General features: G+C 33.2%; 8 protein-coding genes and 1 riboswitch. Of the genes, 1 reads left to right on the top strand and 7 read right to left on the bottom strand.

Features of this window, described 5'->3' with window-relative positions:
* Positions 1 to 93: 93 nt before the first annotated feature.
* Positions 94 to 1,020, bottom strand: a complete 927-nt coding sequence (gene bla, locus AC1Q8M_RS08600; protein ID WP_002152885.1) for a class A beta-lactamase Bla1 — start codon at positions 1,018 to 1,020, stop codon at positions 94 to 96.
* Positions 1,021 to 1,237: 217 nt separating this feature from the next.
* Complete coding sequence (locus tag AC1Q8M_RS08595; RefSeq protein ID WP_098855373.1) at positions 1,238 to 3,370, bottom strand: peptidoglycan D,D-transpeptidase FtsI family protein; 2,133 nt, start codon at positions 3,368 to 3,370, stop codon at positions 1,238 to 1,240.
* A gap of 383 nt (positions 3,371 to 3,753) precedes the next feature.
* Between AC1Q8M_RS08595 and AC1Q8M_RS08590 the strand changes: the two genes are divergently transcribed.
* Entirely contained in the window at positions 3,754 to 5,514 is a 1,761-nt protein-coding gene (locus AC1Q8M_RS08590) for a peptidoglycan D,D-transpeptidase FtsI family protein (protein ID WP_098855374.1), read from the top strand.
* 11 nt (positions 5,515 to 5,525) lie between these two features.
* On the opposite strand, the gene AC1Q8M_RS08585 is transcribed toward AC1Q8M_RS08590, so the two are convergent.
* The 5 genes from AC1Q8M_RS08585 to mgtE form a co-directional block, all read right to left on the bottom strand.
* The gene (locus tag AC1Q8M_RS08585; protein ID WP_001060761.1) at positions 5,526 to 6,353 is read right to left on the bottom strand and encodes an SH3 domain-containing protein; all 828 of its coding nucleotides are present in this window, start codon (positions 6,351 to 6,353) and stop codon (positions 5,526 to 5,528) included.
* Positions 6,343 to 6,876: an RNA polymerase sigma factor gene (locus AC1Q8M_RS08580; protein WP_000438327.1), complete on the bottom strand. Its 534-nt coding sequence runs from the start codon at positions 6,874 to 6,876 to the stop codon at positions 6,343 to 6,345. The genes AC1Q8M_RS08585 and AC1Q8M_RS08580 overlap by 11 nt, the downstream gene beginning before the upstream one ends.
* 438 nt (positions 6,877 to 7,314) lie before the next feature.
* Positions 7,315 to 9,282, bottom strand: coding sequence for a penicillin-binding transpeptidase domain-containing protein (locus AC1Q8M_RS08575; RefSeq protein ID WP_098662304.1), 1,968 nt, complete (start codon positions 9,280 to 9,282; stop codon positions 7,315 to 7,317).
* A 279-nt stretch (positions 9,283 to 9,561) separates the two neighbouring features.
* Positions 9,562 to 10,659, bottom strand: a complete 1,098-nt coding sequence (locus tag AC1Q8M_RS08570; RefSeq protein ID WP_000681834.1) for a phosphodiester glycosidase family protein — start codon at positions 10,657 to 10,659, stop codon at positions 9,562 to 9,564.
* Between the two features lie 156 nt (positions 10,660 to 10,815).
* Complete coding sequence (gene mgtE / locus AC1Q8M_RS08565) at positions 10,816 to 12,144, bottom strand: magnesium transporter (protein ID WP_098855375.1); 1,329 nt, start codon at positions 12,142 to 12,144, stop codon at positions 10,816 to 10,818.
* Positions 12,145 to 12,425: 281 nt separating this feature from the next.
* A riboswitch (M-box (ykoK) riboswitch) is annotated at positions 12,426 to 12,591 on the bottom strand.
* Between the last annotated feature and the right edge of the window lie 113 nt (positions 12,592 to 12,704).

Raw genomic sequence — 12,704 nt, 5'->3', positions numbered from 1 at the left:
CATGCTTATAAAAAAGCGATTCTTTTCACATTAAAAAGAATCGCTTTCCAAGTTCTTATTTTTAATTATATTACATAAAGAATTGAAAGATTATTACTTAAGAGCCTTAACTATAACTTCCGTTGCCTCTGCAATGAGTTGATTATCATAGCTAGCCTCTTTCTCATCTTTACTAGATAAAATTGCGATGATAATTGGTGCTCTATTCGGAGGCCAAACGATAGCAATATCATTTCTTGTTCCGTAACTGCCAGCACCTGATTTATCTCCAACTACCCAGTCAGTTGGTACGCCTGCACGAATAAGTTTGTCCCCTGTAGCATTTCCTTTCATCCACTCTGTAAGAATTTTACGTTTTTCAGCTGGAAGTGCATTTCCGACCGTAAAAGCTTTAAGATTCGTAGCAATTGCTTTCGCTGTACTAGTGTCACGAATGTCTCCTGGAATAGCTTCGTTTAATTCTGTTTCAAAGCGATCAGACATAGTAACCCGATCCCCCATCTTTCTAAGCGCTTTTTCATATCCTTTAGGTCCGCCTATTTTATTAAATAAAATGTTCCCTGCAGTATTATCACTTGAACGAACAGCAGCCTCAGCAATTTCTCCTAGTTTCATTCCAGTATCTACATGTTTCTCTGTAACAGGTGAATAATCCACTAAGTCTTCTTTCGTAAATGTGATTACTTCATTTAATGTATCAATTGAGTTTTGCTGTAGTAATACTCCTGCTGCTAAAGCCTTGTAGGTTGATGCGAAGGCAAATCTTTCGTTAGATCGATAAGAAATTGTTTGATTTGTACCAGTATCAATCGCATATACACCTACTCGAGCATCAAATTTTTTCTCAAGTTGAGAGAACTCTTTATGCGTCGCCTGATTTTTATGTTTCACTTGTCCAGTCTTTTCTTTCGCTTCAACTTGCAGTGCCCCTCCTGTAAAAGCTTCTAGGCTTGTAATACTTAAACCTAATATACCAACGCATATTCCTATTTTTAGCATCCTCTTATTTTTCAAAATCATCATTCCTTCCAAATTTTTAGCACCTTTTTATACGTACACATAATAGACAATCACCGAACCAAATTTGTTCCATAAACTAAAAAAATTATAGCTAGTATGAGAGTTATTAACAAAATAAGAGATAGTAGCTACGACGCCTCTATCTCCTATTTCATATTTCATTTTTTTACTTATAAATGGCTTTATATGAACAGGTTCTTTCCCTGAGAAAAGTACTCTAATTTTGCTTAGAACTACCTGTACTAGTAGCTTCACCATGTATACGTTGCTGTTTTAAATCAAAGTATACATCTAATACTTCCTTTCCGATTATAGAATTAATTCCATTTTTATCATCGTGAAGCCATGGAACTACTACGGAAAATGCTACTTCTGGATTATCATATGGAGCATATCCAACTAACGTTAAGTTGTAACATTCCATACGTTCTCCTTTTGCATTTCTACCAATCGGGTCATCTCCACCATATACAGTTTGGGCTGTTCCTGTCTTTCCTGCTGGTTTATATGGCGCGTTTTTGAAATATTTCACGCCAGTTCCATCACCTTCTTGGAATACCCATCTAAACCCTTCTTTTATCCGATCAATATGTTCTTTCTTCATATCAATTCGATTTAATACGACAGGCTCTATGGAACGTATAACTTTGCCAACCTCTTCTTTTATTGATTGTTCTCGTATTTCTTGTACAATTTGAGGTTGCATTCTATAACCACCATTCGCAATCGTTGAAATATATTGCGCTAATTGCAACGGCGTATACGTATCATACTGACCGATAGAAAAATCTAGTAAAAACCCAGGTTGACTATCTACTTTTCTCGTTTGTCCAATTATTTCATTCGGTAAATCAATACCTGTTGGGACACCTAAACCAAATTGCTTGAAATAATAGCGCATCGTATCAAATGCTCCTTGTTTAATATCCAATGAGCCATTTGGTACGTAATTAACTCCCGCAATTTTTAAAGCTGTCTGGAACATGTATACATTCGAAGATACTTGTAAAGCCCGTAAATCATTAATATTACCAAATCCGGATACATTCCACGATTTCTTAGCTTGTGTACCTTTAAATTTCATCGGCGCGTCATAAAATTGATCTCCTGGATGTATTGCACCTGTCTCATATCCAGTTAATAAAGTAGCACCTTTTACAGCTGACCCTAGCTCATACGAAGTTGTCATGTTTCCTAATGCCAAATCCTCAACTTCTATTTTCCCTTCTTTTTCTACAATCTTTTTGCCTGCCATTGATAAAATTTGTCCGTTATTTGGATTCGTCATGACAACAAAAGCTCGATCGAGCAGTGGCTCTGAACTCTTAAAAGCTCTCAAGTTTTTCTCTATACTTTCTTCCACTTTCTTTTGTAATTCCATATCAATCGTTAATGTTAAACTATTACCACTTTTTCCTTTAGAGATTATTTCTGTGCTAACAATGTTTCCTGATTTATCAGTAATATTTTTCACTTCTTCTTTTGTGCCGTGTAATACATCTTCATATCGTTGTTCAATATAACTTTTTCCAACACGATCATTACGGTTATATCCACGTACTAAATAAGAATCTAAATTTTCTTTCGGTAATCCTTCTTCACTACTCGTAATATTTCCTAATACAGAACGAAATAAATTACCGTTTACATAATTACGTTCCCAATCAACAGTTGCATCTACTCCTGGAAAATTCGCAAGATTTTCGCTTATCCGCGCATACTCTTCATCTGTTACATCTTTTTTAATGATTTGTGGTGTTAGTTGATAACCTGAACTCATTTTACTTTTAATAGCTAACACCTTTAAATCTTGTGCTGTTAATTCTGCTAATTCTACCTCTGTAACACGACCTCGTCTTAAGTCTTCTATTTTTTTATCTAACTCTTTTCCCTCTATACCCTTTTCTTTAAACTTTTCTATATCTTTCTTAGTAATCTTTGTCTCCGCACGTTTCGAATTCAACTGCATCCAAAAATCTTTTTTATCGATAGCTGTTAATTTATTTATATCTTGTTCAGGCATTTCAAGTAATTTCGCCAAGTCTTTTGCTGTTTTTAAAATATCTTCACTCGTAATTCCCTTCACCCTTGTATACGTAATTGTGCGAAGAGATTTATTATTAACAACTGTTTTCCCTTCTCGATCTAAAATTTGTCCACGTGGAACTGGAATACTAGTTATTGCATTTTGACTACTTTCCACTTGGTTCTTATAAGCCTCTCCCTCAACGATTTGTACCTTTCCTAGCTGCATAATAATAGCTGAGAATAGTACAAATATGCAAAGGAACATTATATTTAATCGAATAGATATATATGTCTTCTGCTTGTTGCCTTTTTGTTCTTTCATAAATCCTCCATTTAATTCTTTCAGGAATTGCTACAAATACTAAAAGCATTCCTTATATATTAGATACCGATAATCGGTTATAAATATCGCCTCAATTTTTTGCTTAATCCTTGTAAGCAACCATTCCTTTTCGTTTAGCTACGGCATTAATAACTCTCCCTTCTTGTTTTCTCTCTATTTTTTTGCCGCTTGCATTAGAAGTGCTAAACTGTATAATGACTCTTATTAAACTTACATATAGACTTGCTAGTAAATTTTCATGCTAATTATTCCTTTCTTCATGCTTTAATACTTAATAGACAACCTAAACAATAAAGTTGTTCCACATTTACAAAAAAAATAATTAAATATAAGATGAAATAGGCTACATAAGGGAGGGTTATATGTTACATACAAAAAGATGGAGATTTTTTGCGGTTCTTTCTATTGTAGGTTTGATTTTACTAATTTTATTAAAAATCAACTTCATTTCAATTACTATCGCAACTTCTTCAGCTGAAAGAGGAAAGATTTTTGATCAAAATGGTGTAATACTAGCTACAAATAAGAAAGTTAAGTCTCTATATTGCACTTCTAATGATGAAAAGTTATCGAAACAAGATACATCAAACACATTAGCTTTTTTTAATCAATTTTCAAGCGAGTTTCAACATGATATTTCTACAGAGAACATAAAATCTCAATTACAACAATCTTGTAAAAAACAGACTATGAATGATATACCGTTATACTCTGATATAACTGAGAATGAACTTGCATTCATAAACAAAAACAAACCCAATAATGTAATAATTAAAGATGAATGGATTCGGTATTATCCTAAACATGAAATTGGTTCACAAGTAATTGGGTATGTAGAAAATGACCTTAATTCAAAGCATATGGCTGTTGGAAAAAGCGGGATTGAGCTGCAATATGAAAATGATTTAAAAGGAAAACCAGGTAAAACTCTTATTTTTAAATTGAATAATAAAAAGTTCTTATGGAACATTCAAAAAGTACAAAAAGGAAAAGATGTACGGCTAGCTTTAGACTTTGAGTTGCAGCAAAAGGCAGAAGAAGCATTAAAATCTCAAATTAAGAAAACACCTGATGCTAAAGCTGGTTATGCTGTAGTGAGCGATGCGAAAACTGGCGCAATTTTAACTATGGCCAACTCGGTAGTTTTTGATCCAAATATATTAAATACACATGTATCTTCTAGAAAAGAAAACATTAAATCTCTTTCGCAAAATAAAGCAATTCAAAAATTAAAGTATGGTGAATCTTATGTAAATATGGCTTCTACTATAAAACCACTTACTATTTTAATTGGATTAAATGAAAAGCTTTTCCAACCCGAAGATACTTATTTAGATAAAGGTACTTTTCAGTATGATAATCAAAATAACATTACGAATGCGCCTGGAACACCAACAGGGGAGATTACACCGAGGCAGGCTATCATTAATTCATCTAACACATTTATGACAGCAAAAGTAGCTCTGCCCCTATTCAACCAAAATAATGGGAATATAGAAAAAGTGGCACATATATGGACAGATTATTTAATGCAATTCGGCCTACGTTCTAAAACCGGGATTGATTTACCCTTTGAAGAAGACGGACAATATGAATTCCATCCATCTAATAAGTTTGAAAATGGAATCTCCGCTTTATTAAACGCCTCTTGGGGAGGAAATGAAGTGCATACCCCTCTTCAACTCGCTCAATATGCAGCAACTTTGGCAAGTAAAGGTGATAAATATAAACCTCAAACTGTAAGTGCAATTATTAGTCCGGACGGTAAGGAAACAAAAAAGTTTAAACCAATTTTAGAAAGTTCAAATCGTTACCCGATGAACTTTTGGAGTGTCGTGCAAGGTGGAATGAGTCAAAATATAGAGGAAATTAAAAAGTTGCCCTTTGACGTCGCAGGTAAAACAGGTATTACAGGTTTTCCGAATGAGCAAGAAAGAATGATAAATCATTCTCTTTTCATTGCATATGCTCCTACCGAAGATCCACAAATTGCCGTTTCTGTCGTTATTCCTGGTAGTAATTCAGAAAAAAACATCGCTGCTCTCGTTACATCAGAAATTTTAGAGTCTTGGCATACACTTCAAAAAGAGAATAAAAACAAAGAGGAAGGTTCATTAAAGTGAACCTTCCTCTTTTACCAAATAGAATCTATATTTATTATTTTCCATTCACCATTATCATTTTTTTCGAACATAAATGAATACTTAATATCAGTTAAAACATACTCTTTTTGTACGTATCCAGTATTGCCATTAATTGTCGATATTTTTATATATCCATCATTTTGCACTTTTTCTGGAATCCAAGCTTTTACCATTTCATTAGATACTTCATATAACACTTGTGATTCTCGTTTTGGTTCAGCTAAAATTTTCGTTTTATTTCCAGTAACCGTTGCATATATAAAATGCGCTTGCTTTGGTTGGTTACTTTCTGTCAATCCACTTGGTACTTTGTATACTTTTTTTGTATCATTTGCAAACTCTCCCCCCATTGTAAGAGCGACTTGCAACTCATGAAAAATATCTTCATCAAACTTCAGTTCATCCTTCTTATAACTCTTCCCTTTAAATAGAACTTCATCATTTAACGCTTTGTACAAGTCATTTTCATTTTTTGAGTTCGTACTTTGATATAGTTCATTCATAAATTGTTTTAATGATGGATCTTGAGCAGACTCATCTTTTGTTTTAGGCTTAATTTGAGTACTACTTTGTACTGGTGATTTATTATCATCAAGCCAAGGTTGTTGAACAATGAAAAATAACATTGTACAAACCAAAACAACTACAATAGGTAATGCTTTTTTACGAAATGGTCTTTTATGTTTTACAAAATCCACTTCATTATTTTCATATATAGACTGCTTTATTTTAGAAATAAATTCTTCTTCATCTTTACGATTCTCCATTGGCCCTTTTTTTATTTTTCTATACCAGTCAGGATTTTGTTTATTGTTCATCACTACTACCCTCCCCTATTAATTTTGAAACCTTACTTCTCGCTCTACTTAATCTCGATTTTACAGTTCCAATGGATACTCCTAATGTTTCAGCCATTTCTTCATAAGATAATTCATATTTTGCGTCCAATATAATTATTTCACGGTGCTTTTTAGGTAGTTCTAATACAACCTTCCACACATCATTCATTTCTTCTTGCTTAAAAAATTCTTGTTCTGCTGACAGGGATTGCTTATCGTCACTAAAAAATCCTATTAAAGATATCCTTTTAAAATAAGAGGATTTCAAATAGTTTATTGCCGTATTTCTTGTGATTTTTAATATCCACGTTTTAATAGATGACTCCTTTCGAAATGAATTCCAATTTTTAAACACCTTTATAAATACATCTTGCGTGATATCATCTGATAAGTGTGGATCTTTCGTAATAATAAATGAATAATTCCATACATCTTGCCAATAATCTTTTATAACATAGTCCAGCTCATCATGATTACACTTTTCAATAAACGTCTGTTCCATTTCCACACCTCAAACTTATTTGAATAAACATAAGACTGCCCTCACTTTTTTATTATGGTTTCAATATATAGACAAGATACAAGTTTCATTTGTTCCATTGTTTATCTTTTTCAGGCAGAATAATACTACTAAAAAACAAGTAAAGCATACAATGATAAAAATCCACTCACAACAATCTGTTTTTTTGAATTTAATGTAGCACTCCACTTGTCCATTTCAATTTGCTATCTCCTTCTATTTACCATTAGCAATGCCAACTTTTCAGAAATGAAAATTAAGATAAGGCATTAACTTTCTAGAGTCGCAGCAAAAAAGCATTCTCGATTAGAAAGAATGCTTTTTTGAAATTTAATTGTTCTATATTTTCCCCAATTTATATCTTTGAGTTAAGCAAACATGTAATAAATTTAGTCAAAAAATTCACCATATAATTAAGTATTATTTCTGAAATACATGTTTTACTTTTTCACCTGGAACGTTACTTCCTCCTCTTCCTTTTACATCTTCAATCATCATTGTAACAATCATGTCTGGCGCATTTGCATCGAAAGCTGCGAACCATCCCAGTTCTTTTCCGTCTGCTTCTTTCGACTCTTTCAGTTCTGCTGTGCCAGTTTTACCAGCAAGCGTTACACCATCAACCTTTGCAATTCTCCCTGCACCATCAGGGTCATTAATGACTTTGATTAATGCACTCTTTAATATCTCTTGATTCTTTTTAGAAACCACATTTTCTTTCCAATTCCCTGCTACTTTTGCTTCTTTTAAAAGATATGGCGACGGAATATTCCCTTCATTCACAATCGGTGCATATGTTAATGCTAAATGAAGTGGCGTCATTAATACTTGTCCTTGTCCATAGCCCGTGTCTGCTAGTTGAATATCGTTTTTTATCCCATCTTTTGCAATGATTGAAATAGGAAATTCGTATTCGATTGGTAATTTTTCATGAAATCCGTACTTTTTAAATTCCTTTACATACTGATCTTTTCCCATTTTCAAAGCTTGTTGAGCAAAATAAATATTATCAGAGTACTTCATTGCCTTATCAAAATCAATTGGACTTGCATCCTTTACACGCGTTACATAGTAATTTCCCCAAGATGAATCTTTTGTCCACTTCAATCCTTGAATTTTAAATTCTTCCTTCGGATTTATTGTGTTTGTTTCCAAACCAATTGCACCTGTGATCGTTTTAAATACGGAACCTGGTACAAATGCTTGTGTAAAGCGATTCGTCATTGGTAGTTTCGAGTCGTTACTCCATGCTTCTCGTTGGGCTTTCGATGCTCCTCTAACTATTATATTTGGATTATAAGCAGGGCTACTTACAAGTGCGATTGTTTCACCTGTTTTAGGATTGACCGCTGCACTAGACCCTGCTTCAGTTTTCATCTCATTAAAGATTTTTTCTTGAATTGCAGCATCAATTGTTAACGTAACATTTTCTCCTTCTTTTGCTTCTTTTTTTGCTACGTTTTTAATCTCTTTCCCCTTCTCATCTTCTATAAATACGCGTCCACCCTTTTCACCACGCAATTTATTTTCTAACACTTTCTCTAAACCGGTCTTACCTACTAAATCATCTGCTTGATAACCTTGTTTTTGAAGTGATTTTAACTCCTCCGCATTCACCTTTCCGATATATCCAGTTAAGTGTGCCGCTGCTTCACCTAATGGATACGTACGAATATTTACTGGGCGAGATGAAACTCCTTCTAATTCAATATAATCATTCTGTCTGGTTCCCTCTTTTAAAATACCAATTGGTACAAAGGAGTCTGGTTTTATCCATTTTGCTGTGAGCTTTTGTTCGACCTCTTCTATAGACATATCAAGTAATTGTGCTACTATTTCTTTCGTTTGCACTGCTGTTTCGCCTAGTTTCTCTGGAATAATTCCAACCTCAGTTGCTTTACCATTCGTTGCAAGCCCTTTTCCATTGCGATCATATATTTCTCCGCGTTTTCCTTGCTCTATTTGCATACGTACTTTGTAATCTTTTTTCATACCTGGGAAGATGAAGTCTGGTGTCCAATCTGTTTTCCAAGACTCTTTATCTTTCACAAGTTTTGCTTCATGGATGAATGAAACTGGTCCTACATCCGTATCCATCTTAACTTCAAAAAGAAAAAGCTCTTTATCTTTCGTATTCTCTCCTTTCATTTTAACTTTTAAATTCTTAGCTCCAATCCCCTCATATATTTTTTGATATTTTTCTGTAAATTCTTTTTTAGAAATCGATTTTTTGGCATGATCTGATAAATGATCATACATATTTGCAAACTTTTTATCATTCCATAAATTAATATATTCTTCAAATGCTTGTTTTGGCGGTTCGTTTTTATTACATCCTACCAACATAACTGCGAAACAAATGAAAAACAGCATCCATAATTTTTTCAATTCAATCTTCTCCCTTAGTTAAAAATGATAATTCCTTTCTTAATTTATTTAATAAAAAATGTTTTAACGCTTAATAGACAGTGAAAGTAAGGATATTGTTCCATATTTACAAAAAACTAAAAAAGAGTGATAAGAATTCCGTAAATTTGGAATCCTCATCACTCTCGTTTGATATTGTGCAAATCATGAATATGAAATAATAATTTCTAATTTTAAAAAATAATTTTAATTTTCCAACTAACGAGATAAAAATCATGTATTTGTTCTATTTTTAATAATTCATAAATTCGTTGAAATGTTCGCATCAAATTCATCTGATGTTTTGGTATCTATTTTTCTCCCATCAATTGTCATCTTTATTTTTTGTTTTTGGTTTGCTGTTACCACCCAAGCGTTCGGTAAATAACGATCTTCATGGGATAATGTAGACGGTGAATTTATAACCTTTCCTCCTAAATATAGCGTAGCAGAAGAACCTCCATCCATTGCCATTGCATTTATAGCGCCTTTTTCATATAGAATATCTTGACACTCTTTTAACGTAGCCCCTATACTATGCGTCTGTCTACCGTCAATAACTAGAAACATAATTGTACCATCTTCTTTTTGGGCCATAATACTTCTTGGAGCCGACCCCCAACCGCCGTCTCCTTCTGTAATCATTTTTTCTCCATTTACAATTAACTGTGGCATAAATCCAGCTGCGGAAACGACTTGTTTATCCAACAGTTGTTGGGTAGAATAATTTCCTGTTATCATTTGACCAAACTTTGTTAATCCCGTAATAATTGTAGGGGCATTTCTATCCATATTTGTATCAATAGCTTTCCCATTTTCTATCACAATTCCAGTAGCAACATTTCCTCCACCCCTTCCTGTTTCGTCAGCAAATCCACTTGCATTCACAGCAACAAGTGCATGATTACGTTTTGCCATTACGCTAATTTTTTCTCCCCTGTTAGCGCCCTGTGTTCCTTGATGGCTAACAAGTTTAACATTGAAGGGATTGCTAATAGTAACTAATTTTCCTTCAAAAAGAAAGCGACTATCTTTGTTACTTTTAATCGTTTCTACATCAATTTCTAATGGCTGATTTTTAAATTCTTCTAATCTTTTTCCTGCTATTTTTTTATAAATATGCTCATCACTATTTGACCATTTTGGATGATTAATTCTATCTTGCAATTTATCTAGTTCCTTTTGGGATAGGAATGTATACTTCGCATATTGTGGATGCTGAGAAGTTAGTATACTCCCAGCCATTGTTATGCGAAGCTCCCGGCCATAGCTAGTACCAAATAATATTCCTATGCCAATAAGCATGAAAATAGACAATAGAAGCAAAATTCGTTTGAAGATTTTTCTTAGATGTTTCATAGTTTTATCCTCCGGTATTAATTACATTCAATGAATCTTTTAAAATATTTTTTAATAAAGACAAAGGTGTTTGATTTCCTCATGCCTGAATTCCCCGCTATATTTTAGCAATTAGGGCAAAATACTTATTCCGAATTTCATTTTTTCAGTGTATATTTATAAATTTAATAACATTTTTGCAACCATGAAATAAATTACTAATCCTGTTCCGTCAACAAATGTTGTAATAAATGGACCTGAAACAACTGCAGGATCTAGTTTTAATTTTCTTAGAATCAAAGGTAAAACAGCTGCTACAAGAGAGGCCCAAATAACAATAAATAATAAAGTAATTGCTACAACTTGTGCAACTTCTGTTCCAACTCCTAACATATAAGCACGAGTGAGCCCAGCTATCCCAAGTGCAAGTCCAAGAAGCATACCTATTGCAAATTCCTTTTTCATTACACGGAAAATGTCTTTAAATTTCACCTCTCCAATACCAATTGCACGAGTAATTGTTGCTACAACCTGTGTTCCTGTATTCCCTCCAGTACCTACTAATAATGGAACAAAGAAAGCAAGGGCAACTACAGTTTCAATTTCGTCTTCAAAATACTTTAATACTGTACCTGTATATGCCTCAGCAACAAAAAGAAGTAATAACCATGGTAGACGTTTGAAGAAAATACTCCAAACGCTAGCTTCAAAGTAAGATTGATTCAACGGTTCACTTCCGCCTAACTTTTGAATATCTTCTGTAGCTTCTGCTTCCATAACATTCATTACGTCATCAAATGTTATAATACCAATCATTTTATTATTTACTGTTATCACAGGTATGGCTGCTAAATTATAATTTAGTAGCTTTTTTACAACTTCTTGCTGGTCAACTTCAGCATGTACTGAAATTACCTCTGGCATCATGATAGTAGATAATATCTCTTCATCTGCTGCTAGTAATAACTCATGTATGGAAACGATTCCCTCAAGATAACCATGACTATCAAGAACATAACTATAAGATATTGATTCTACATTTTCAGAATGTTCCCTAATGTACTTCAATGTCATTTTTACTGACCAATTTCCTCTAACTGCAACAAAATCACTTGTGACAAGACTTCCTGCCGTTTCAGGTTTGAAATTCATCAATTTTTTTACGTTATGTTTTGTAATTTTGTCTAGATACGCCATTAATTTAGCTTGTTTTTCAGGATGAACCGCTAGAAGTAAATCTACTAATTCATCAATCGGTTGTAAATTTAGTAACTTTTTAGCTTTGTTTTCAGATAAGTGAATTAAGATATTATATTTTTCTTCTGCACTCATATATTGAAGCATTTTAGAGCTTTTTAATACGGGAATCGTATTTAGCAATATGATTTGATCTTCAATTGAAAATCTTTTTACTTCTTGCGCAACATCATACGACGGAAGACGTAAAACTTTCTCTGCATCCAAATTATTTTTGGTTACAAGTAATTCTTTTAATAATTTCTTCATGTTAACTCCTCCTCATATTGCTAAGGGAGACTCTAGAGTTTCATGAGTGGTTTTGTTTTATTTTATCTGTCTAAAATTTTTTATTAGAGCAATAATAGTTACATTGCAATCAATTCATTATTTAGAATTACCTCCTTTTTGAATATAGACAAGATAAAAATAAATAACATTAAACAGAAAAACCTTTACTCAAAAAGGAGTAAAGGTTTTATCACAATACAAATAAATGATTATTAAGACAGCTCTGCCGAAATCACAGAGGTGCCTTTCTACCAAATCGTATACCACTCCCTCGTTGAGTTTTAGCACTGTATAGCATAGGTTTTTATAACCAGCTACATTAAGAAGGGCCTTAATCCGACCGTTCCTGTTGACCCATTGGCGTCTCTCGACATTTTTGGGCAGCAGCGTTTCTCTATACAGGAGCCTCACCTAACAAAGTTTATTGAATTACTTCAAAATTTAAACCAGAATTTAATATTTGTCAACTGACTTTCAATTCCATTCATAAAAAAATCTTTTATAGAAAATGAAATTATATTTTATTATAAATTTAAAAT

The organism is Bacillus sp. GW823-FHT06A10, assembly GCF_058795375.1.
Note: the sequence above shows the minus strand (reverse complement) of the source record. Positions and strands in the feature narration are given on the sequence as shown.